This is a genomic window from Aeromonas sp. R6-2, assembly GCF_040908155.1.
GTDB classification, from domain to species: Bacteria; Pseudomonadota; Gammaproteobacteria; order Enterobacterales; family Aeromonadaceae; genus Aeromonas; species Aeromonas schubertii.
In genome coordinates this window covers 1-20,023 of the sequence record NZ_JBFODE010000059.1, presented here as the reverse complement: position 1 = coordinate 20,023, position 20,023 = coordinate 1, and the positions used below count along the sequence as shown (strand labels likewise).

Below are 20,023 nucleotides of genomic sequence, written 5' to 3'. Positions count from 1 at the left end.
GGGGTTATCCTCGCTGTGCGGCGACAAGGGCCGCCAGTGCTGTGACGCTGGCAAAGTGGCGACGGGTGTTTTCGTCATCGGCGGAGAGCACGATGCCGTAACGTCCCTTGATCGCCAGCCCCAGCTCCAGGGCATCGATGGAGTCGAGCCCCAGACCATCGTTAAAGAGCGGGGCATCGGCATCGATATCGTCCGGCGTCATGCCCTCCAGGTTGAGGCTGTCGATGATCAGTTGTTTGATGTCTTCAGTTAAGGTGTCTTGCATCTTGAGTCCATAAGGGTGGGGTCGGGCTCAATACCCGTTTGAAATAGTGGGTCAGGTGACGCGCCGCCAGCGAAGGGGGCGCCTCTTGTGACACCAGCTCCAGCGCCTGACACTGGGGCATGAATGCGATCGTAAAGAGCGGCTTGTGCTCGGGTACCCGAAACCAGGGGTGCTGCTTGGTCAGAAAGGGGGCCGAGCAGTGAATGCGCACCGGTTGCAACCTGGCATTGCAGCGCACGGCGAGGTGGGCCGCCCCCCGCTGCAGTTGCAGCGGCTGGCCCGGCGTGGTGCGAGTCCCCTCCGGGAAGATCAGCAGCACGCCACCCCGTTGCAGACGCTCGCTGCACCGGGGCAACAGGGTCTCGGCCGCCACGTTGGGAATGTAACCGGCTGCCCGCACAATAGCGGCGACAAAGGGATGATGCCAGAGCGCCTCTTTGACGATGCAGTCGCATTCGGGCAGATGGGCCGCCAGCAAGACGTAGTCGAGCAGACTGGGGTGATTGGCGATCACCAACACGCCGCTCAGGCCGGGAGTAAGCCCGTCAAAACGGTAGTCCATGACCCCCAGCCCCCTGAGAATATTGATAAACAGACGAAAGGTCAGACGGATGGAGCTCTGGGCCAGGCGGCGCTGCATCGCTCCCCGCACACAGAGCCATACCAGAGGAAACCAGAACAGGGTCAGCAGCAGGCAGCCCAGGCCAAACAGGGCAAACCCCAGCATGGTGGCAAACAAGCGCCAGAGCCGATTCAGTTTCGCTGCCATCGCCACTCCCGACGTCCGTCAAAGGTAGAAAAACAGGGGGCCTCGAGCAGTTGTGCCCGCCAGCAGGCGAGGGCATCTCCCGAACCGGTTGCGCCAGAGGTCGTCGCGACCCCCTGCCACTGCTCCCCCCTGGCCAATACCAGGCCCACCGCATGGGGAGGCGCCTCATCGACCAGCCAGGGCTGACTGAAGGCGGGGATCTTGCCCTCGAAGCTGATCACCAGCACCCGGTCCATGCCGTCGGCCAGCATGCCCATCGCCTCCTGCAGGGCTGCGGCAAAACTGCCGCTGCCGGCGGCCACCGAACTCATGGGGACGGGGTATTTGCCCTGAATAGAGGTCAATCCTGCTGCGGTGTTATGCACCGATTGAGAGAAGTCGGTAGGCGAGAGGCTGCGCCGCTCGGCCAGGGCACCGAGCAGGCTCAGGGAGCGCTCCAGCTCACCGTGGCGGCTGGCAAATACGGCGCCATCCACCGGGTGACGGGCGAGCAGCTCAAGGGCGACCTCGACCGCCAGGCGTCCCCCCAGGCTCATACGCCGGGCCATCATCATGGGAATGTGGGGCGTCGCAGCCGAAGCAGCAAGGGGCCAACGGCCATCCTGACCCCATGCAAGCCACTCCTCCCGAGTCGACATGCCCGGCGCCAAAGCTCGGCTCTCAACGATGGAAAAAGTGGGCTTACTGTGCACAAAACAACCTTGATGCGATAACAGGTGGCGGGGTGTTGTGATCGGCTCCACAGAAAGCCGGTTCAGCCCCGGTTAAGGATTCAAAATAGGAGCTGCATATTACCACCATTTTTCTTCATGAACAGAGGCAAAGTGTGAGCAGACCAATAGAGGTGATAGAAACACAATACAAATGGGCTCGCATATTGAAAGCACCGAGATTTTATTGTCTTATTTAGGCGGCTTTTTTCAGGTGTCATCACTTTTACAAAGGTAAAAAAATGAAACAATTAAAACTTATTTTTGCCGCGCTCACATTAACCCTGGCCGCCGGCTGCTCGACCACCCAACCCGTCATGAACGTAGCCAGCAGCCCCGTGCCCACCGGCCTTAGCGAACAGGTTGTTTCTCAAGCCATTATTAATGCCGGTGTCAGCAAGCGTTGGGTCATGCGCGAGGATAGCCCCGGGGTAATTAGTGGTCATATTCAGGTCCGCAAGCATCAGGCCACAATTAACATTCCGTACAATACCCAGAGCTACTCCATTAATTATGTGAGCAGCGTCAATTTAGATGATACCGGTAGTGGAAAAATCCATCGCAATTATAACCGCTGGATCAACGGACTGAATCAGGCGATTCAGATCGAACTCAACCGCGCCAGTAGCTACAAGTAAGGTCGGTGTCTTTTGAATCACTATCCGTCCGATAAGTACAATGCGCTGGATGCGATTAGTCAGGCTCAACGGATCGCCTTTTCTCCCATGCTGTTTCAGGCGGCCTGGAGCCTGCGTGAAACCGGCATACTGGCAGCCATGGCCTCCTCATCCGAGGGGGCCACGGTGGCCATGCTGGCCACTGAAACCGGCCTGAGCGAGTATGCGGTGAGCGTGTTGCTGGACATGGGGCTGGGGGGCGGAATCTGTTACCTGACCGGGGAGCACTATCGTCTGGGCAAGGTGGGACACTACCTGCTCAATGACCCCATGACCCGGGTCAACATGGATTTTGTCCAGCACGTCTGCTACAAACCCCTCGCTCATCTGCAACAGGCGATCGAGCGGGGAGAGCCCTCCGGCCTCAAGGAGTTTGGTGACTGGCAGAGCCTCTACCCCCATCTCAAGGATCTCCCCGAGCCGGCACGAAGCAGCTGGTTTCGCTTCGATCACTTCTATTCGGACTGGGCGTTCAAGCAGGTACAAGACCTGGTCTTCGGCTACGAACCTCGCCACCTCTACGATCTCGGCGGCAATACCGGCAAATGGTCTATCTCCTGTGCCCGGCGCAGCCCGGAGCTGGAAGTCACCATTCTCGATCTGCCCGAGCAGATCGCCATGGCCGAGGAGCAGATCCGCGAGGCCGGCCTGGCACAGAGGGTTCGCGGTTATCCTATCAACCTGCTCGAGGAGCGCGAGCTCCCCGGTGAGGCGGATATCTGGTGGATGAGCCAGTTTCTCGACTGCTTCGGTCACGACGAGATCGTGGGGCTGCTGCGGCGCATTCGTCGCAGCATGAAGCCGGGGGCACGCCTGTGCATTCTGGAGCTGTTTTGGGACAGGCAACCGTTCGAGGCGGCCACCTTCAGCCTCAATGCCACCTCCCTCTACTTCACCTGTCTGGCCAATGGCAACAGCCGCTTCTACCACTCCAAGGAGTTGTACCAGTGCCTGCGTGAAGCGGAATTTCATGTGGAGGAGGATCACGATATCCCGGGACCGGGTCACACCCTGCTGGTTGCGACCCCCCTGTGAAGCGGGTAAACAGTAAGGGCTGACTGACTGCATGGAGCCACGATGAAACATCTGCTGCTGATCACCGTCGTGCTATTGGCGGGCTGCGCCGAGCTCAAGGGGGTGGGTCGTACCATAGGCCACACCACTCGCGACGTCACCCGGGAGATAGGTCACACCACCCGCGATGTGACCCGGGAGATTGGCCATAGTACGCGAGACACCGTCAATGGCATCGGCAACGAGATAAAGAACAAGTGACACAAAAGAGGGCCAACCGGCCCTCTTCTTATGGGTCACTACAGGGCGGCGGCGATACGCGCCCCCAGCGCGGCGTTGCTGAGCACCAGCTGGATGTTGGCGGCCAGGGAGTTGCCGCCGGTCAGCTCGCAGACGCGGGCCAGCAGGAAGGGGGTCGATGCCTTGCCCTTGACCCCTTGCTCGTCGGCCTCGCGCAGAGCCTGCTGGATGGCCCTATCGATGTCGGCCCTGGGCATGGCGTATTCGGCCGGGATCGGGTTGGCCACCACGGCGCCCCCCTCCAGCCCCAGCGCCCATTTCAGACGCAGCGCCTCGGCGATCGCCGCCGGAGTATCGAGCCGGTAGTCCACCTTGAAGCCGCTCTCGCGGGTGTAGAAGGCGGGCAATTCCTCGCTCTGGTAGCCGATCACCGGCACCCCCTGGGTCTCCAGATATTCGAGCGTCAACCCGATGTCGAGGATCGACTTGGCCCCGGCGCACACCACCGCCACCCCGGTGTGGGCCAGCTCCTGCAGATCCGCCGAGATGTCGAAGGTTTCGGGCGCACCACGGTGCACCCCGCCGATACCACCGGTAGCAAACACCCGGATCCCGGCCATGGCGGCGACTATCATGGTCGAGGCGACCGTGGTCGCCCCCATCTGCTTGGCGGCCAGCACGAAGGGGATGTCACGACGGCTGCACTTGGTGACGGCATGGCCCCCCTTGCCCAGGGCCTCCAGGGCGGCGGCATCCAGTCCCACCTTGAGACGCCCGTCCATGATGGCGATAGTAGCCGGCACGGCACCGTTGTCGCGAACGACCTGCTCGACCCGGCGAGCGGTCTCCACGTTCTGCGGGTAGGGCATTCCATGGGAGATGATGGTGGACTCGAGAGCCACGACCGGTTTGCCGGTGGCCAGGGCGTCGGCAATTTCCGGCAGGATATCGAGATAGGTGCTCAGCATGGGTATTCCTCCAGGATTCTCAGTGCGGCGGCCCGGGAGAGGCCGGTAAAAACGGTGTCTTCGCAGCCCACCGCCAGGGCCGAGCAGGCCAGGGCGAAGCGGGCGCTCTCATCGAGGGGGGTCTCCTGCAACCAGGCGTGAACCAGGGCACCCATGAAGGCATCCCCGCCGCCGGTCACGTTGACCACGGGCACGGGCAGCACCGGCAGGTGGGCCTGCTGCTCCCCGTCGCTGTAATAGATCCCCTGCTCCCCCAGACTCAGGAACAGGCGCTGCACCCCGGCGCGGTGGAACCAGGCGGCCACCATGGGCCAGCTCTCGGGCCCGGCGATGGTCATGCCACAGAGGCGCTCGGCCTCCAGCCGGTTCGGTTTCAGGGTGTGGATGGCCGGCAGCCAGGGACGGATCTTCTCCACCTTGGCCACCGAGACGGTGTCGACAAACAGGGGCAGGTGACCATAGCGATCGAACAGCCAGGCCAGGGTCTGGCTCGAGAGGTTGGTGTCGAGCACCAGGGCGCGGGCTCCCGAGAGCAGGCCATCTTGCAGGGCAAGGCGCTGGGGAGTGAGCTCGTCCAGGATCCCCATGTCGTTGATGGCGCAGCTCATCTCGCCGCTGCCGTCATGCAGGCTGAGGTAACAGGAGGTGGCGTGGCCGTCGAGCACCAGGGTGTGGCGCATGTTGACGCCCGCCAGCTGGCTCACCTCCATGAGGCGGTGACCGTGAGCGTCGTTGCCCACCGCCGTGATGAGGCGGGTGTCACTGCCAAGCCTGGCCAGATTTTCGGCGATGTTGCGCGCCACGCCGCCAGCCGCCGTGTGCACCCTCCCCGGGGTCGAATCCCCGAGCGTCAGCGCGCCGAGCGCCTTGCCGCAGATATCCATGTTGGCCCCGCCAATCACCACCGCATAGGGTCCCTCCCTCAGCACGTAGCCACGCCCCATCACGTAACCCTGACGCATCAGGCTCGAGATGTGGCTGGCCAGGGCCGAACGGCTAATGCCGAGCCGGTCCGCCAGATCCTGCTGGGAGATCATGGGGTCCTCGCGCAGCAGGTGCAGCACCTCTTGTTCACGCTCAGTCATAGACAAACATCCAATTGCAAACGTTTGTCCATTATTTGCCATTCCCGGGAAGGTGCAACGATCAGTACAAAAAAGTGTCGGGAAGCGCACAAAATCGACACCAGGTGCACGGCTGGCCACATGCGCCTATAATCGCGCCCCGTTATCACGAGGAGCCGTCATGAGTCAGGTCACCCTGGGGCTGGTCAATCCCAAATCGCCGGAGAACGTGGGCGCCGTGCTGCGTGCCGCCGGCTGCTACGGCGCCGACGCCGTCTTCTACAGCGGGGTCCGCTTCGAGCTGGCCCAGCGTTTCGTCACCGACACCAAACAGATGGTGCAGCAGATCCCTCTGGTCGGGGTCGAGTCACTGATCGCCGCCCTGCCCGACGGAGCCGTGCCGGTGGCGGTGGATCTTATCGAAGGGGCCACCCCCCTGCCCGACTACCGGCACCCGGAGAATGCCTTCTATATTTTCGGGCCCGAGGACGGCACCCTGGGAAGTGACATCACACAGTGGTGCCGCGATGTCATCTATGTGCCGACCCGGGGCTGCATGAACCTGGCCGCCTCGGTCAATGTCATCCTCTACGACCGGCTGGCCAAGACCCACAAGGCCTCCTGCCGAGGGACCTTGCGACAGGACAATCAGGCCCCCATTGAAACCAGTTAAAAACCGGATCTGGCTCATGTTCCCGTGCCGCGGCGGTGTTCTTTCCCCCCCTACTCCGTAAGATAGGGACGAGGGCGGGGTCTTCCCGCCGCTCGTTCCGGCCCCGCGTGGCCCTACTCAGAGGAGTCTCTCCATGTCCATCAAGAGCATCATGTGTCCCGTCGATTTCTCTCCCATGTCCAAGCCGGTGCTCGACTATGCGGTGTTCATGGCCAAGAGCCACAACGCCAGCCTCAAGCTGGTGCACGTGGTCGATCAGCTACAGGGCTTTGACAGCTACAAGATCCTCCACATGACGGCCGCCGAGATCACCTTCCAGCTCGAGCAGCAGGCCCAGGCACATCTCACCGCCCTGCTCGACGAGCTGCCGGTTCCGGCCACCTTCGAGGTCTGTTTCGGACGCGCGCCGGACGAGATCGTGGCCCTGGCCGACAAGGAGAAGTGTGACCTGCTGATCATGGGCAGCCATGGCCGCACCGGCCTCGCCCACCTGCTGGTCGGCAGCGTCGCCGAGGCCGTGGTGCGCCACGCCCCCTGCCCCGTGCTCATCGTGCGCCAGCAGGAAGAGTGATGCGGTACGGGCCGGTCACTGCCGGCCCGCTTCCCCTCCATTTGCATTTTGCACAGGCATTACCCTAAATTGGATTGAGCCCAAGACCCGTCCGTGGCTAAATTGTGCTTAACAATCAATCATCAAGGATGCTTGCCGTGTCACAGTCAACCTCTCGAATCCTGTTGGTGGAAGATACCCTGAGCCTGGCCGTTGTCTATCAACAGTACTTGCGCCAGGAGGGGTATGAGGTCGTGATGGCCGATTGCGGCCAGCAGGCCCTCGAGATCCTGCAGAGCCAGAATGTGCACCTCATCCTGCTCGATCTCGAGTTGCCGGACATGGACGGCATGACCATCTTGCGTCAGGTCACCGAACAGCAGCTCCCCTGTGCCGTGGTGGTGATCACCGCCCATGGCTCGGCCGACATCGCCGTGGAGGCGATGCGCTGCGGCGCCTTCGACTTCCTGACCAAACCGTTTGACAGCAAGCGTCTGTGCGCCACCGCCCGCAACGCCCTGCAGCATCAGCAACTGAGTTCTCTGGTTGCCCACTACAAGGAGAATTTCGAGCGTAACTCCTTCGCCGGCTTTATCGGCGCCTCCATGCCCATGCAGGCTGTCTATCGCATCATAGAGAGTGCGGCACCGAGCAAGGCAACCGTGTTTATCACGGGCGAAAGCGGTACGGGCAAGGAGGTCTGTGCCGAGGCGATCCACAAGAGCAGCCCCCGTCGGGAGCACCCCTTCGTGGCCCTCAACTGCGCCGCCATTCCCCACGACCTGATGGAGAGCGAGATCTTCGGCCATGTGAAGGGTTCCTTCACCGGCGCCGTCGGGGATCGCAAGGGCGCCGCCAGCCTGGCCGACGGGGGCACCCTGTTTCTCGACGAGATCTGCGAGATGGATCTCGACTTGCAGAGCAAGTTGCTGCGCTTTATTCAAACAGGCAGCTTCCAGAAGGTGGGCAGCGGCAAGATGGAGTCGGTAGATGTGCGTTTCGTCTGCGCCACCAACCGGGATCCCCTGGCCGAGGTGAAGGCGGGCCGCTTTCGCGAGGATCTCTATTACCGGCTGCACGTCATCCCCCTGACCCTGCCGCCCTTGCGCGAACGGGGTGAGGACATATTGCTGCTGGCCCGGGAGCTGCTCTCGCGCTATGCCCGTGAAGAGGGACGCCGCTTCACCGACTTCTCTCCCGAGGCGGTGCGGCTGCTGCTCGACTACCCCTGGCCCGGCAACGTGCGTGAGCTACAAAACGTGATTCGCAATACCGTGGTACTCAACGACGGAGAGCGCGTCGAGGTGACCATGCTGCCGCCTCCCTTGAGCAACCGGGGGGCGATCCAGATGCCTCCTGCCGACAACCCCATCGCGGTCACCGCCGAGGCACAGCCCCAGCCGGTACGCCCACTCTGGATCGTGGAGAAAGAGGCCATCGAACACGCCATCAGGCAGTGTGACGGCAATATCCCCAAGGCGGCCGCCCTGCTCGAGATCAGCCCGTCGACCATCTATCGCAAGAAGCAGGCCTGGGAGGATGCGGGCATCGTCTGATGCCTCAGAGCTTGGCGAGGCGCTTGAGCCTGGCCAGGCGCTCCGGAGCCTCACGCACCAGCCACTCCTCCTGCGACAGGAGAAACCAGGCCCTGGCAAAAAACTCCTCGCTATTGACCTCAGGATCCTGGCGCAGCAGCGCCAGCTCCCCGAGCTCCTCGAACAGATAACCATCGGGTGCCTGCCCGGCCTCATCCATCGCCTCCTGCAACGCCAGTTGGCTGACCCAGGCCTCGTCGCTCTTGCCCTGCTCGCGCAGGATCCGCCCTATGCTCCAGCGGGCGATAAAGGCCTGTTTCACACGCTCGTGCGCCTCGTGCCAGTCCAGACACTTGTGCTGCAGGGTCATGGCCTCATCGAGGCGCCCCTGATCAAACAGCGTCCAGGAGAGGTTGTTCCACAGGCTCGGCAACCAACGCTGGGCCCCCTCTTCCTTGCTGCGTTCGGCCAGGGTGATCGCCTGTTGGTGCCAGCGGATCTGCTCGGCACTGGGCAGCGCAATGGCCATCATGTGGGCGGCATCCACCGCCAATGCGTCTTCATGGTGCTTGAGAGCCAGCTGCCAGGCCTTCTCGAAACAGGGCAATGCCTCGCTGCGCCGACCGGCGGAGTTAAAGCTGCGGCCCCGCTCGAGCAGACAGCGCAATCGGGCGCGGGGCGTGGCATCGGTGAGCCCCTGCTCCACCTCGTCGAGCAGGGTATGGGCCTCATCGAACTGGCTGCGCAGGGAGTGGGTACGGGCGAGCTGGGTCTTGAGCTCGAGCAGAGCCTGGAGATCGCCACTCTCGGTCAGTTGTGGCAACAGGGCGAGGAAACGCTCGGCGGTGGCGGCAGGCTGGGTGTAGTCCCAGCAGGCCATAAAGTCGGGTATTCCGTTCATCGGGGACTCCGGGTTGGCAGGCTCCATCCTGCCCTTCCAAGATGCCCCCGCGACCGGGTGCTGGCAAGAATTAGAGCAGCAATCCCAGGCTCATCAGCATCAGCCCGAGGGCGGAGAAGACCCCCTCACGCAGAGCCAGACGGGGCACCAGCGCCTTGGGCAGTGCCGGAAAAATAGAGAGGGCAAACCCCAACCCCGGCATCAGCCAGTTGACGCCGGGGCTGCGCAAAGCGGGATCGATACCATTGTTGGCCACGATCAGCAGCATAAAGAGGGTAAAGGCAGGAAAGACCAGCCAACGGGCACTGCCGGCGGCCATGGCACGCAGCGGAGAGATACGCCACAACAGCATGGCCACCAGAAACAGCGCCAGCGGGGCCAACAGGAAAAGGGATGAGGTGCTCATTGGGATGACTCCAGTCTAGGCAGGGAGGCGATTTAACCAGCCGGATAGCCTTGATGCCAGCACCACGCAAGCCAGGTGTGAGCCCGCTCCCGTGGCAAACGATTAGCGTAGCAGCAGCCAGAGTCCAAACGCGCCCCAGCTTGCCAACAGCAACAGCCAGGGCAGTGGATGATGGCGACGCTCGATCAGGATCTCCACCTCCTCGCTCATCTCGGCCATCTCATTTTGGCTCTTCGCCTTCGCCTGCAGCTTCTTGTAGCGGGAGAGGTCGCGAGCCTTGGCCTTCTGCTGCTTCTTGTACTCCTCAATCCCCTTCTGAATACCCTGAGCGATCAGTTGGGTCTGCTCCTTGGTTTGACCGGGCTTCTGGTTGGCGCGGGCCAGCCGCTGCGCCTCGGCCCGGGTTTCGGGAGAGGTTTTCTGATATTTGGCCATCATAGACTCCACCAGGAAAGAGGCCGGATTTTGCTAAAAAAAGCCCGGAAATACCAGAGACGGGCCATCAAAGCGTTCCTCCTCGGAGAAATAGAAAACGTTTTCATTAAATATCATTTAAATCAATAAGGTGGAGGGTGAGCCCACGATCACAATTACAGCACTTTCTGACTCGGTGATGAAAAAACGTCATCTTATGTTTGTTATAGTGCCGCACGGCCGAATATGGATGGCCCACGATAACGAAAAAGGTGCTATGGAAATGAATAATCTGCTGAAAGGAAGTGTGGCGCTGGCTGTGCTGGCTGCCCTGAGTGGTTGTAACAGCTCCAGCAACGAGAGCGTTGCCCCCTGTACCGAGAACGTCTGCAAGCTGACCGTGCTGCACACCAACGACACCCACGGCCGCTTCTGGCACAACAAGGATGGTGAGTACGGCATGGCCGCCCAGAAGACCCTGGTCGAGCGCCTGCGGGCCGAGGCCAAGGCGGCGGGTAGCGAGGTGCTGGTACTCTCCGGAGGTGACGTCAACACTGGCGTACCCGAGTCCGACATGCAGGATGCCGAGCCCGATTTCGTCGCCATGAACAGCATCCGCTACGATGCCATGGCCGTGGGTAACCACGAATTTGACAACCCGCTTGAGGTGCTGGAGAAGCAGCGCAAGTGGGCCCAGTTCCCCATGCTCTCCGCCAACATCTATGACAAGGCGAGCGGCAAACACTACTTCGACCCCTATAAGGTCTTCAAGTTCGATAACGGCATGAAGGTCGCCGTCGTGGGCCTGACCACCGAAGACACCGCCCAGCTGGTCGACCCGAACAACGTCAAGACCCTCGAGTTCCGCGATCCCACCAAGGAAGCGGCCAAGACCATCGAGCAGATCCGCAGCAACAAAGAGGCCAGCCTGGTCTTTGCCATCACCCACATGGGCCACTATGCGGATGGTCAACACGGCAGCAATGCTCCCGGCGATGTTGAGATGGCCCGTGCCCTGCCGGCCGGTCAACTCGATGCCATCATCGGTGGTCACTCCCAGAATCCGGTCTGCATGGAGCCGGGAACGCCGAACAAGTACGCGACCTTCAAGCCCGGTGATGACTGCATGCCGGATCAGCAGAATGGCACCTGGATCATGCAGGCCCACGAGTGGGGCAAGTATGTGGGCCGCGCCCAGTTCGACTACCAGAATGGCAAGCTGACCCTGACCAGCTATGAGCTGATCCCGGTCAATCTGGTACAACGTGATGCCAAGAACAACGTGCTCAAGGATGGCAGCGGCAACGCCAAGTTCGTTCAAGACGAGATCATCAAGGATCCGACCCTGCTATCCACTCTGCAAGTCTATCAGGAGAAGGGGGAGGCTGAGCTCAACGTCCGGATCGCCTCCACCGATGGCCTGCTCGACGGCGAGCGCAGCAATGTCCGTAGCAAGCAGACCAACCTGGGCCGCCTCATCACCACCGCAACCACGGCCCGCCTCAATGCCGACTTCGGTATCGTCAACTCGGGCGGCGTGCGTGCCTCCATCCAGACCGGCGACATCACCTATCGCGATGTGCTGACCGTGCACCCCTTCGGTAACACCGTCAACAAGGCCACCATGAAGGGCAGCGAGCTGGTCTCCTATCTGGGTCAGGTTGCCACCAAGACGATCACCACCGGCGGCTATCCCCAGTTTGGCGGCATCAATATGGAGGTCAACTGCAGCGCCAAGAGCGTGGCCATCACCTCCATCGCCGGCAAGCCGTTCGATGCCAATGCCACCTACAGCTTCGCCATCCCGAGCTTCAGCGCCGCCGGCGGTGACGGTTACCCGGTGATCAACACCATCAACGCCGGTCTGGTTGATGCAGGTGTCCTCAAGGAGTACCTGGAGGCCAAGCAGACCATCAATGTGGCCGACTATCAGCCTGCCGGTGAAGTAACCTTTATCAACAGCGCCGACGCCAACGGCTGTAAGTAATCCACTTCGTGGTAAAGAAAAACCGGAACCCAAGGGTTCCGGTTTTTTTATGCTTACACCTGCCGGTTGGAACCGTAGGCGTAGATGACGCTGCCCCCTTCGATAAGACGGATGATACGCGGGGCCTGCTCCAGAGGGACCGCCGGGCACCCCCAACTGCGCCCTAGCTTGCCGAAGCGTTTGAGATGGGCCGGGCTGGCATAGGGGGCGCCATGCAGCACGATGGCACGCTTGCGGGCGTTGAGGTTCTTGCCCGGCGTGAGGCCATCGAGGCGAAGGGAGTAACCATATTTACCCAGGTAGGTCTCGGCGGTGCGATAGACACCGAGGGAGCTCTGGCGCGACTCGGGGCGATCCGAGAAGGCATAGGCCTGCTCATCCCCGGAGTTGCGACCATGGCTCACCCAGGTAGCCGCCAGCAGGCGTCCCTTGAGCATGTCCAGAATGAAGAGACGCCGCTCGCTCGAAGGCTTGCTGTAGTCGATGATGGTGAGCAGGGCCTTGCGCTTGCCGGGCACCTGGCGATATCCCTGCAGTGCCCCCTCGAAGACCTGGGGGGAGATGAGGCGAGAGAGACCCGATCCATAGTAGAGGGCACTCTCATTGATAGCCACCGCAGGCGACGACCACCCCACCCAGAGCCCGAGCAGGGCCATACTCCATAGACACTTCCTCATGACATCTCCCTGTCATCGCCTGCCAACTCCAAGAGTTATAGAGCCTCCGTGAGGACACAGCAAGAAAAATGCCGGCATGATGCCGGCATTGTGCCTCTAACGTGTCGCCTCAGGAGCGGCTCAGATAGTCGGCCTGCCCCACCCACTTGTAGCTGGTCAGTTCGGTCAGCCCCATGGGGCCACGGGCATGCAACATCTGGGTCGATACCGCCACCTCGGCGCCGAGGCCAAACTGGCCGCCATCGGTGAAGCGGGTCGAGGCATTCACATAGACGGCCGCCGAGCCGGCACCGTTGACGAAACGCTCGGCGTTGGCGAGATCGTTGGTGAGGATGGCATCGGAGTGGCCGGCATTGTGCTCGCGCATATGGGCCAGCGCCTCGTCGACCCCCTTCACCAGCTTGACCCCCAGGGTGAGCGACAGCCACTCGGTGTCGAAATCCTCAGGCCCGGCATCACGCAGCCCGGTGGCGCTCGCCAGCAGTCCCTTGGCACTCGGATCGGCCACCAGGGTCACCTGGCGCTGGTTCATTCGCTCGGCCAGTGCCGGCAGGAAGGTGGCGGCGATGGCCTCATGGACCAGCAGGGTATCGAGGGCATTGCAGGCGGAGGGACGCTGCACCTTGGCGTTGTCGATCACATCGAGAGAGCGGCGGAGATCGGCACTCGCATCGACGAAGAGATGGCTGATGCCGAAGCCACCGATGATGACGGGGATCGTGCTCTGCTCCTTGCACATCTTGTGCAAGCCGGCACCACCGCGGGGAATGATCATGTCCACATAGCGGTCCAGGCGCAGCAGCTCGCCCACCAGGGCGCGATCCGGGTTGTCGATGTATTGCACCGCAGCGGCCGGCAGCCCGCTCTTCTCAAGTGCCTGCTGAATGACGCGCACCAGGGCCTGGTTGGAGTGAAAGGTCTCGCGGCCCCCACGCAGTATGCTGGCGTTGCCGGTCTTGAGGCAGAGGCTGGCGATGTCGATGGTGACGTTGGGGCGCGCCTCGTAGATGACCCCGATGACACCGATAGGCACCCGACGGCGTGACAGGCGCATGCCGTTTTCCAGCATCCGGCAGTCGAGCTCGCTGCCCACCGGGTCGTCCAGAGTGATCACCTTGCGTACATCACCGATGATGCCAGCCAGGCGCGACTCGTTTAGCAGCAGGCGATCGAGCATCGCCTCCCCCATGCCACCGGCACGGGCGGCCTCGATATCCTGGGCGTTGGCCGCAAGGATCTCGGCGCTGTGCGCCTCCAGCTCATCGGCGATGGCCGCCAAGGCCCGGTTTTTGGCCGCCGTCGGAGTGACGGCCAGCTGATAGGCGGCCTCGCGGGCCGCCTGCCCCATGGCGGTCAGGGGAGAGAGAGTTTCCTGGCTCATGTACCTTCCTTATTCACTGTGAGTGCCGCAATTCAGAGCAGCACCATGTCGTCCCGATGAATGGCGACCGCGCCATAGCCATACCCCAGCACCGCCTCGATCTGATCCGAGTGCACCCCGCACAGGCGACCCAACTCCTCGTGATCGTAGCGGCAGATGCCCCGGGCCAATTCGCCCCCTTCCGGGCTCAGAATACGAACCACGTCGCCACGGACGAAGTCCCCCAAAACCCGCACTATGCCTTTGGGCAACAGGCTGGATCCCTTCTCACGCACCGCCAGCACGGCGCCGGCGTCCACATGTACCTCGCCGTGAGGAGGGGGGCCGGCGAGGATCCAGCTCTTGCGCCCCTCGAGCGGAGTGGCGATCGCCGGGAAACGGGTGCCGATACGCTCCCCCTTGGCCAGGCGCCCGACCACTTCCGGCACCTGACCGGTGGCGATCACCACATCGATACCGGCGCGGCGCGCCACATCGGCCGCCTGCAACTTGGTGGCCATGCCACCGGTGCCAAGGCCGCTGACGCTGCCCCCGGCCAGCTTGCGCAGGGTATCGTCTATGGTCTGCACCTCTTCGATCAGCTGGGCATCGGGATTGGTACGCGGATCGGCGGTGAAGAGCCCCTTCTGATCAGTCAGCAGGATCAAGAGATCGGCATCGGCCAGGATGGCGGCGCGCGCCGAGAGGTTATCGTTGTCCCCCACCTTGATCTCGGCGGTGGCGACGGCGTCATTCTCGTTGATGACCGGAATGATGCGGTGATCGAGCAGGGCACGCAGGGTGTCACGGGCATTGAGATAGCGTTCGCGATCCTCGAGATCGGCGCGGGTCAACAGCATCTGACCGATATGCAGGCCATAGAGATTGAAGAGATCCTGCCACACCTGGATGATCTGGGTCTGTCCTACTGCGGCCAGCATCTGCTTGTTGGCCAGCGTGGGGGCGATGGAGGGGTGCCCAAGGTGCTCGCGTCCGGCGGCGATGGCGCCGGAGGTGACGACCACCACCTGATGGCCATCCCGGTGCAGGGCTGCACACTGGCGCACGAGTTCCACCATATGGGCGCGGTTGAGACGGGAAGAACCACCCGTGAGCACGCTGGTGCCCAACTTGACGACTATGGTTTTGTTTTCCATGGAACCAACAGAAAAAGGGCTAGGGGATTCCCTTTATACCCACGCCCCTGCTGGCCTGCAAGGCGAATTAAGCCCCCCGTCAGGCGGCCGTGATCACCCGCTCCTGCGCCAGATGCTCTGCCGGAATCAACTGGCACTCCAGGTCCCCCAGCAGGGCCGACAGGCGCTCGTAAAACTGGTTCAGGGTGCGCTCGACCTCGTCCTGATGCTTCTTGGGCAAGGCCTTCTCCTGCCAAACCCCTTCCACATCGTAAAAACCGAACTGGTAGTGATAGGTGAAGGCACGCTCCTCCTGCTCCAGCGTCAACCACCACCCCCAGAACTCCCGTCGGTCGGGGGCTGGCTTGGCACTGACGCAGACCGAGAGACAGTCGAATCGATAACACCCTTCCCTGCACTGCTCCTCGCGCAGATAGGGGCCAATGGCCAGAAACTTGCGTAGCAAGCGCTTGTAAGAGACGCCTTCAGACATATCAACCACCTTGTCAATAAGTGAGAGGAGACCCCTGGGGGTCACGGGCTCATTACAACCTGGGGCTTGTCACCCCACCAGATGCAGCTTCAACCAATTTACGGTTTCAATCAATCCCTTATCGTACACATCCCAGAGCGCCTCGCGATCGTAGACGATCGCCTTGCCGTTGCGACTGGCGTTGGCCAGGGCCCTGACATCCGCTTCGGGACAGATGAAATCTTGCTTGTGTCCGATACTCAATATCGGCACGGAAGTGCGGGTGCTGAGCAGTCCCTGGGTCTTGAGCGAAAACACCTGGCTCTTGGTCTGCAGCAGATCCCAGTCGGCCGCATCGGCCCCGAGGCGATTGGCCAGACTGTCTCGCATCATGCGCGGACAGCGGGCAAAGAGTTCGGGCTGGGTGAAGACCTGGTTCACCCCCGCCCCGAGACAGACCACGGTACGCAACTTGAAAGGCTCGATGAAGGCGAGCCGTGCCGCCACGTTACCCGCCAGACGAAATCCCACCATGGCGATACGCTGATGATCGACCCAGGGCACCTCGCACAGGTGCTGCAGCACCGCCTGATGTAGCCGGCTGGTGTCCTGCACCAGGGGCCAATGCTCCGCATAACCGATCCCCGGCATATCCAGCGACAACATGCCGATGCCGGCCGGCTCCAGATACTTGAGATAGAGCTGCACAAAGTCGATCTGCAGCGAGTCGATCCCGCCGCTCACCATCACCAGGGGCACAGGGCGCTCGGTAGTGGGCAGGTGCAAATATCCCTGGATGCTCTTGCCGCGGAACGGGATCTGCAGCTCCTTGAGGGGGACAGTAAAGAGCTTGCCCGCCTCCCGATAGGCCATGTTGCCAAGCAACTGGGCCTGATCGGCCAACTCGTCCTCCTTGAGATGGGGATAGCTGGCAATGGAGTAGTAGCGGGCAGCCCGCAGCAACAAGGCTCGGGCACTGTCGCGCTCGTCACCGGCCAGAGCCGTCCGGCCACGCTTGTAATAGTCGCCGGCCAACTGGCTCCACTCATAGATCCAGTTACCGGGAACATAGCCCTTGATGGTATCGAGAAAGTGCTCATGGGTGCGTTCCCCATCGGCGGCCGCAATCCGGGACAATACCTCTTCGACCTCGACCGGATCGGCTCCCTGCCAGGCCCAGGCGGGGCGGCGCAGCAGGCGATACCAGCGGGTCGAGAAGGAGCCATCGATAAAGGGACGCTCACCCGGAACTGCTTCCGGCTCGGCAGGGGAACTATTGGATATCTGGGAGGTTTCCCGAACCCGCCTGACCTGGCTAAACAGTCGCTCGGTCAGGGTGAGCTCATCATTCGGTTCCACAAGGGCCTCTCAAGGAGTAGGAAACATGACTCCCATATTAAGCCGATGACAGGGCGAAAATCACCCCCAAGGGCTACGGCGCCCAGCAAAAAGGGCCCATCAGGGCCCCTTGTCACGGCGGGAGAGTTACTCCTCGTCACAGATCGGCGTCATAAACTCCAGCGCCATGTCCCAGGGTTGTTCTATCCAGGTGTCCTGGGGGATGGAGACTTCGAAGTCGTCAACCAGGGGCTCACCCTGAGGCTTGGCGAAGATGGTGATGAACTTGGCGCGGGGATACAGCTCACGAATCGCCTTGGCGGTACCACCGGTATCGACCAGATCATCGACCACCAGCCACCCCTCGCCATCACCGGCCGTGGTCGCCGGCTTGACCACGACCAGCTCGCGCTGGTTGTCGTGGTCGTAGCTGGAGATGCACAGGGTCTCCACATTGCGAATACCGAGTTCACGGGCCATCAGGGCCGCCGGCACCAGACCGCCACGGCTGACGGCGATGATCCCTTTCCACTGGCTGACGGGCAGTTGACGACGGGCAAGGCGGCGAGCCTCACGCTGCAGGTTATCCCATGACACATAAAACTTCTTCGGCATGACGACCTCGGGAGCGGCAGAGCGCTGACGCGCAAAAATGGATTCCTGCAGATGCGACAAAGGGCCGGCACTGGCGAGCAGGCAGGCACTATGATCCAACGACAGGGGATAAAAGTTGCGGCGGATTATAGTGAGGTGACAATCGTTTTTCCAGCGACTTTCACCATACTCTGTGTCCCGGCGCACAGTATGAAATGCAGAAACAAAAACAGCAGGCATCTGGCCTGCTGTCTTGCTTTCCACCGGATTAACGGCGGAAGGGATTGGGATACTGGAAGCTCTGGGTGTAGAGAGCGCTGGCAAACCAGTAAGAGGCGTTGCTGCCGACCATATCAAGACTCCTTAATGCGTAACAAGTAACGTACCTTAGATGCGGGCTTTTCCATAAGCTGATACTCGGTTCCGTGGAGGCGCACTTGCTTTGCTTCTGTTCCCTGGAGGCGTATTGTCCGGTCCATGAAGCGTGATCTTCATCACGGTTTGTACTCTACACCGGGTCTCTTTTTTGCACAACACTTTTGTGAGGCGCATCACAAAAAAGGGATTTATCACCCCGGACTCCCCGGCTTTACACTCCTTTACTTTCCATTTGAACAGTTGGCTCACCTTTTTGCGCCGTTGACTGTATTATCCTTGCCACCCCTCTTTCCTGCCGTGTAAGGAGTCATGACGTGGCACAACTGAGTTCCCTCTCCCCCACCCTGGTGTGGCATTTCTTCGAGAAAATCTGCTCCATCCCCCACCCCTCCAAGCACGAGCAGGCCCTCGCCAGCTGGATCACCGAGTGGGCCAATGCCGAAGGGCTGGCGGTGAAGCAGGACAAGGTCGGTAACCTCTTCATCAAGAAGCCCGCCACCCCGGGCATGGAGAACCGCAAGCCGGTGGTGCTGCAGGCACACCTGGATATGGTGCCCCAGGCCAATGCCGACACACCGCACGACTTCACCAAAGACCCTATCGATGCCTATGTGGATGGTGAGTGGGTCACCGCCCGCGGCACCACCCTGGGAGCCGACAATGGCATCGGTATGGCCGCCTGCCTGGCGGTGCTGGCCGACAAGAGCCTCAAGCACGGCCCGCTGGAGGTGCTGCTCACTTCCGATGAAGAGACCGGCATGACCGGCGCCTTCGGCCTCGAGGCCGGCTGGCTGGAGGGGGAGATCCTCATCAACACCGATTCCGAAGAGGACGGTGAGGTCTATATGGGCTGCGCCGGTGGCGTCGACGCCAACATTCGCTTCCCCCTCGAGCTGATCGCAGCCCCCGCGGGCGAGGCATTCGAGCTGCAGGTGAAGGGTCTGGTCGGCGGCCACTCGGGGGGTGACATCCATCGCGGCCGCGGCAATGCCAACAAGCTGCTGGTGCGCCTGCTCAAGGCCGCTCAGGATCTGAATGTGGAGCTCGCCGAGATCCACGGCGGCACCCTGCGCAACGCCATCCCCCGTGAGGCCCGCGCCACCCTGATTGTGCCGGGCGCAAGCGTCAACGCCTTCAAGGCTCTGGTCGATCGCTTCACCGGCATCTACCAAAGCGAGCTGGCGGCCACCGAGCCCAACCTCACCCTGTTGCTGACCCAGACCACGGCGCCTGCCAAAGTGATGAGCACCGCCCTGCGCGATCGCCTGCTGGACGCCCTGATGGCCTGTCCCAACGGCGTGATGCGCATGAGCGACAGCATGGCCGGTGTGGTCGAGACCTCCACCAACCTGGGCGTCATCAAGACCCTGGACGGTGAGGTTTACATCCAGTGCCTGATCCGCTCCCTCATCGACTCGGGTCGCGACCAGATCGAGCAGATGACCCGCTCCCTGTTCGCCCTGGCCGGCGCCAGCTGCGAGTTCACCGGTGCCTATCCGGGCTGGGCCCCGAACGTCAACTCTCCGGTCATGGAGCTGGTCCGCGGCGCCTATCAGGAGCTGTTTGGCAGCCGCCCCAACATCATGGTGATCCACGCCGGTCTCGAGTGCGGTCTGTTCAAGAGCGCCTACCCCGAGTGGGACATGGTCTCCTTCGGCCCGACCATCCGCGGCGCCCACTCCCCGGACGAGCGTGTACATATCGTCGCGGTGGAGCGCTTCTGGCAGTTGCTGAGCCGTGTGCTGGAGCAGATCCCCGCCAAGTAAGGGATGAGCGAAACAAAAAACCGGGCGAACGCCCTAATGCCGATCAGTTAAGGATCCATTGACCGATCCTTCTGATATGTGAAAATCCGAAACCTATTGATTGGTTTCGGATTTTTTATGCGCATCGAA

22 protein-coding genes are annotated in these 20,023 nt (G+C 61.7%); 8 read left to right on the top strand and 14 right to left on the bottom strand.

All coding sequences use genetic code 11. The annotated features are described in order from the left end of the window. Positions 1-4 precede the first annotated feature (4 nt). The 3 genes from AB5Y48_RS15710 to AB5Y48_RS15700 are packed head-to-tail and all read right to left on the bottom strand — an operon-like array spanning position 5 to position 1,672. Positions 5-265 (bottom strand): phosphopantetheine-binding protein, encoded by a 261-nt coding sequence (locus AB5Y48_RS15710; protein ID WP_050666745.1) that lies wholly within the window; start codon positions 263-265, stop codon positions 5-7. Beyond that, the gene (locus tag AB5Y48_RS15705) at positions 246-1,034 is read right to left on the bottom strand and encodes a lysophospholipid acyltransferase family protein (RefSeq protein WP_368165058.1); all 789 of its coding nucleotides are present in this window, start codon (positions 1,032-1,034) and stop codon (positions 246-248) included. The genes AB5Y48_RS15710 and AB5Y48_RS15705 overlap by 20 nt, the downstream gene beginning before the upstream one ends. After that, positions 1,019-1,672, bottom strand: a complete 654-nt coding sequence (locus AB5Y48_RS15700) for a beta-ketoacyl synthase chain length factor (protein WP_136614121.1) — start codon at positions 1,670-1,672, stop codon at positions 1,019-1,021. Before AB5Y48_RS15700 ends, AB5Y48_RS15705 begins: the two co-directional genes overlap by 16 nt. Positions 1,673-1,986: 314 nt before the next feature. Between AB5Y48_RS15700 and AB5Y48_RS15695 the strand changes: the two genes are divergently transcribed. Genes AB5Y48_RS15695 through AB5Y48_RS15685 form a run of 3 tightly spaced genes read left to right on the top strand, consistent with a single transcriptional unit; the run spans position 1,987 to position 3,696 of the window. Continuing rightward, positions 1,987-2,382 carry a hypothetical protein gene (locus AB5Y48_RS15695; protein WP_136614122.1) on the top strand — a complete coding sequence of 132 codons (396 nt, stop codon included), beginning with the start codon at positions 1,987-1,989 and terminating at the stop codon, positions 2,380-2,382. A gap of 12 nt (positions 2,383-2,394) precedes the next feature. After that, positions 2,395-3,456 carry a class I SAM-dependent methyltransferase gene (locus AB5Y48_RS15690; RefSeq protein ID WP_060587202.1) on the top strand — a complete coding sequence of 354 codons (1,062 nt, stop codon included), beginning with the start codon at positions 2,395-2,397 and terminating at the stop codon, positions 3,454-3,456. A gap of 42 nt (positions 3,457-3,498) precedes the next feature. After that, a complete protein-coding gene (locus AB5Y48_RS15685) occupies positions 3,499-3,696 on the top strand; it encodes a hypothetical protein (RefSeq protein ID WP_368165057.1) in 198 nt (65 codons plus the stop codon). Between the two features lie 38 nt (positions 3,697-3,734). Here AB5Y48_RS15685 and AB5Y48_RS15680 read toward each other — a convergent pair whose 3' ends face one another. Together AB5Y48_RS15680 and AB5Y48_RS15675 are read right to left on the bottom strand one after the other, a co-directional pair. Next, a complete protein-coding gene (locus tag AB5Y48_RS15680) occupies positions 3,735-4,643 on the bottom strand; it encodes a pseudouridine-5'-phosphate glycosidase (protein ID WP_368165056.1) in 909 nt (302 codons plus the stop codon). Then, positions 4,637-5,728: a PfkB family carbohydrate kinase gene (locus AB5Y48_RS15675; RefSeq protein WP_224162877.1), complete on the bottom strand. Its 1,092-nt coding sequence runs from the start codon at positions 5,726-5,728 to the stop codon at positions 4,637-4,639. The genes AB5Y48_RS15680 and AB5Y48_RS15675 overlap by 7 nt, the downstream gene beginning before the upstream one ends. Before the next feature lie 160 nt (positions 5,729-5,888). Between AB5Y48_RS15675 and AB5Y48_RS15670 the strand changes: the two genes are divergently transcribed. From AB5Y48_RS15670 to AB5Y48_RS15660, 3 genes are all read left to right on the top strand, one after another. Continuing rightward, positions 5,889-6,380, top strand: coding sequence for an RNA methyltransferase (locus AB5Y48_RS15670; RefSeq protein WP_136614124.1), 492 nt, complete (start codon positions 5,889-5,891; stop codon positions 6,378-6,380). 133 nt (positions 6,381-6,513) lie between these two features. After that, positions 6,514-6,951, top strand: coding sequence for a universal stress protein (locus AB5Y48_RS15665; RefSeq protein ID WP_136614125.1), 438 nt, complete (start codon positions 6,514-6,516; stop codon positions 6,949-6,951). A gap of 137 nt (positions 6,952-7,088) precedes the next feature. Next, on the top strand, positions 7,089-8,486 hold the full coding sequence (locus AB5Y48_RS15660) for a sigma-54-dependent transcriptional regulator (RefSeq protein ID WP_368165053.1): 1,398 nt from the start codon (positions 7,089-7,091) through the stop codon (positions 8,484-8,486). Positions 8,487-8,490: 4 nt separating this feature from the next. Here the strand turns inward: AB5Y48_RS15660 and AB5Y48_RS15655 are convergent, their stop codons facing one another. The 3 genes from AB5Y48_RS15655 to AB5Y48_RS15645 all read right to left on the bottom strand — a co-directional run bounded on the left by AB5Y48_RS15655 (position 8,491) and on the right by AB5Y48_RS15645 (position 10,207). After that, positions 8,491-9,366 carry a tetratricopeptide repeat protein gene (locus AB5Y48_RS15655; protein WP_050666673.1) on the bottom strand — a complete coding sequence of 292 codons (876 nt, stop codon included), beginning with the start codon at positions 9,364-9,366 and terminating at the stop codon, positions 8,491-8,493. Between the two features lie 70 nt (positions 9,367-9,436). Further along, positions 9,437-9,772 (bottom strand): hypothetical protein, encoded by a 336-nt coding sequence (locus AB5Y48_RS15650; protein WP_368165052.1) that lies wholly within the window; start codon positions 9,770-9,772, stop codon positions 9,437-9,439. Between the two features lie 102 nt (positions 9,773-9,874). Further along, the gene (locus AB5Y48_RS15645; RefSeq protein ID WP_368165050.1) at positions 9,875-10,207 is read right to left on the bottom strand and encodes a DUF2956 domain-containing protein; all 333 of its coding nucleotides are present in this window, start codon (positions 10,205-10,207) and stop codon (positions 9,875-9,877) included. A 262-nt stretch (positions 10,208-10,469) separates the two neighbouring features. Here AB5Y48_RS15645 and ushA point away from each other — a divergent pair, with 262 nt between their 5' ends. Then, positions 10,470-12,173, top strand: a complete 1,704-nt coding sequence (ushA, locus tag AB5Y48_RS15640) for a bifunctional UDP-sugar hydrolase/5'-nucleotidase UshA (RefSeq protein ID WP_368165049.1) — start codon at positions 10,470-10,472, stop codon at positions 12,171-12,173. Between the two features lie 53 nt (positions 12,174-12,226). Here ushA and AB5Y48_RS15635 read toward each other — a convergent pair whose 3' ends face one another. The 6 genes from AB5Y48_RS15635 to gpt form a co-directional block, all read right to left on the bottom strand. Continuing rightward, entirely contained in the window at positions 12,227-12,850 is a 624-nt protein-coding gene (locus tag AB5Y48_RS15635) for a murein L,D-transpeptidase catalytic domain family protein (protein WP_136614129.1), read from the bottom strand. Between the two features lie 109 nt (positions 12,851-12,959). Next, on the bottom strand, positions 12,960-14,231 hold the full coding sequence (locus AB5Y48_RS15630) for a glutamate-5-semialdehyde dehydrogenase (protein WP_368165048.1): 1,272 nt from the start codon (positions 14,229-14,231) through the stop codon (positions 12,960-12,962). 32 nt (positions 14,232-14,263) lie between these two features. Then, positions 14,264-15,367, bottom strand: a complete 1,104-nt coding sequence (proB, locus tag AB5Y48_RS15625) for a glutamate 5-kinase (RefSeq protein WP_050666668.1) — start codon at positions 15,365-15,367, stop codon at positions 14,264-14,266. Between the two features lie 79 nt (positions 15,368-15,446). Beyond that, a complete protein-coding gene (gene crl, locus AB5Y48_RS15620) occupies positions 15,447-15,839 on the bottom strand; it encodes a sigma factor-binding protein Crl (RefSeq protein ID WP_050666667.1) in 393 nt (130 codons plus the stop codon). A 69-nt stretch (positions 15,840-15,908) separates the two neighbouring features. Continuing rightward, complete coding sequence (gene frsA, locus AB5Y48_RS15615) at positions 15,909-17,177, bottom strand: esterase FrsA (protein WP_060587211.1); 1,269 nt, start codon at positions 17,175-17,177, stop codon at positions 15,909-15,911. Between the two features lie 126 nt (positions 17,178-17,303). Further along, positions 17,304-17,771, bottom strand: a complete 468-nt coding sequence (gene gpt / locus AB5Y48_RS15610; protein ID WP_050666743.1) for a xanthine phosphoribosyltransferase — start codon at positions 17,769-17,771, stop codon at positions 17,304-17,306. Positions 17,772-18,442: 671 nt separating this feature from the next. On the opposite strand from gpt, the gene AB5Y48_RS15605 reads away from it, so the two are divergent. Further along, positions 18,443-19,894 carry an aminoacyl-histidine dipeptidase gene (locus tag AB5Y48_RS15605; RefSeq protein ID WP_050666665.1) on the top strand — a complete coding sequence of 484 codons (1,452 nt, stop codon included), beginning with the start codon at positions 18,443-18,445 and terminating at the stop codon, positions 19,892-19,894. Positions 19,895-20,023: the final 129 nt, after the last annotated feature.

What these genes read in the sequence shown, in the direction of transcription:
- AB5Y48_RS15670 (WP_136614124.1), top strand. Translation starts at nt 5,889, where the DNA reads ATGAGTCAGGTCACCCTGGGGCTGGTCAATCCCAAATCGCCGGAGAAC.
- crl (WP_050666667.1), bottom strand. Translation starts at nt 15,839, where the DNA reads ATGTCTGAAGGCGTCTCTTACAAGCGCTTGCTACGCAAGTTTCTGGCC.
- ushA (WP_368165049.1), top strand. Translation starts at nt 10,470, where the DNA reads ATGAATAATCTGCTGAAAGGAAGTGTGGCGCTGGCTGTGCTGGCTGCC.
- AB5Y48_RS15710 (WP_050666745.1), bottom strand. Translation starts at nt 265, where the DNA reads ATGCAAGACACCTTAACTGAAGACATCAAACAACTGATCATCGACAGC.
- AB5Y48_RS15645 (WP_368165050.1), bottom strand. Translation starts at nt 10,207, where the DNA reads ATGGCCAAATATCAGAAAACCTCTCCCGAAACCCGGGCCGAGGCGCAG.
- AB5Y48_RS15635 (WP_136614129.1), bottom strand. Translation starts at nt 12,850, where the DNA reads ATGAGGAAGTGTCTATGGAGTATGGCCCTGCTCGGGCTCTGGGTGGGG.
- AB5Y48_RS15630 (WP_368165048.1), bottom strand. Translation starts at nt 14,231, where the DNA reads ATGAGCCAGGAAACTCTCTCTCCCCTGACCGCCATGGGGCAGGCGGCC.
- AB5Y48_RS15650 (WP_368165052.1), bottom strand. Translation starts at nt 9,772, where the DNA reads ATGAGCACCTCATCCCTTTTCCTGTTGGCCCCGCTGGCGCTGTTTCTG.
- AB5Y48_RS15700 (WP_136614121.1), bottom strand. Translation starts at nt 1,672, where the DNA reads ATGTCGACTCGGGAGGAGTGGCTTGCATGGGGTCAGGATGGCCGTTGG.
- gpt (WP_050666743.1), bottom strand. Translation starts at nt 17,771, where the DNA reads ATGCCGAAGAAGTTTTATGTGTCATGGGATAACCTGCAGCGTGAGGCT.
- AB5Y48_RS15685 (WP_368165057.1), top strand. Translation starts at nt 3,499, where the DNA reads ATGAAACATCTGCTGCTGATCACCGTCGTGCTATTGGCGGGCTGCGCC.
- AB5Y48_RS15680 (WP_368165056.1), bottom strand. Translation starts at nt 4,643, where the DNA reads ATGCTGAGCACCTATCTCGATATCCTGCCGGAAATTGCCGACGCCCTG.
- AB5Y48_RS15705 (WP_368165058.1), bottom strand. Translation starts at nt 1,034, where the DNA reads ATGGCAGCGAAACTGAATCGGCTCTGGCGCTTGTTTGCCACCATGCTG.
- AB5Y48_RS15695 (WP_136614122.1), top strand. Translation starts at nt 1,987, where the DNA reads ATGAAACAATTAAAACTTATTTTTGCCGCGCTCACATTAACCCTGGCC.
- AB5Y48_RS15675 (WP_224162877.1), bottom strand. Translation starts at nt 5,728, where the DNA reads ATGACTGAGCGTGAACAAGAGGTGCTGCACCTGCTGCGCGAGGACCCC.
- AB5Y48_RS15665 (WP_136614125.1), top strand. Translation starts at nt 6,514, where the DNA reads ATGTCCATCAAGAGCATCATGTGTCCCGTCGATTTCTCTCCCATGTCC.
- proB (WP_050666668.1), bottom strand. Translation starts at nt 15,367, where the DNA reads ATGGAAAACAAAACCATAGTCGTCAAGTTGGGCACCAGCGTGCTCACG.
- AB5Y48_RS15655 (WP_050666673.1), bottom strand. Translation starts at nt 9,366, where the DNA reads ATGAACGGAATACCCGACTTTATGGCCTGCTGGGACTACACCCAGCCT.